Here is a 542-nt window from a genome sequence, read left to right as displayed (position 1 = left end):
TCGTCGCGTTCGACAGGTTGAGGTCGCCCGCCTTCGCGGTCAGCGCGAGAGTGACGTTCGCGGCCGTTTCGCTGCCGGCAAGATTCACATTACCGCCCGTCAGCGTTGCACTGCCCCCGGCGACGTTTTTTCCGGTCGCCGTCAACTTGCCCGTGGCCGTGACGTTCAGTTCGCCGCGACGATCGACGAAGCCATCGTTGTTCACGCCTGCGCCTAGCGTGCCGGTCGAATTGACGCTGCCGGCATTCACGGTCACATTCTGCCGCGCCTTGACCGTCCCGCTGTTCGTCAGATCGGCCACCGTGTTCGCCGACACTGATTGCAGACCATGGATCGTGCCGCTGTTGTCGATCCCGCCTGCCGCCGACATCGAAAGATCTCCGCCCGCCGTAGTCTCGCCCGACAGCACGAGCCGGCCGTTCGACTGCAACGTCAGGTCGCCGGCTTGCGCCGCAATCGTGCCCGCGTTGCGCACGCCGACGCCACCCTCCGTGCCGACGAGATAGATTCGGTCGCTGTACATACCGCCGAGCTGCCCGACA

At 65.3% G+C, this 542-nt stretch carries 1 protein-coding gene; it reads right to left on the bottom strand.

Annotated elements, in window-relative coordinates; genetic code table 11:
• The coding region (locus ACV229_RS40690) for a hypothetical protein (protein WP_448088671.1) at positions 1 to 542 on the bottom strand (542 nt) is incomplete at both ends.

The sequence above is a fragment of the Burkholderia sp. MR1-5-21 genome, assembly GCF_053427715.1.
The sequence above is the reverse complement of the archived record's forward strand: the minus strand, read 5'-3'. Positions and strand labels throughout refer to the sequence as shown.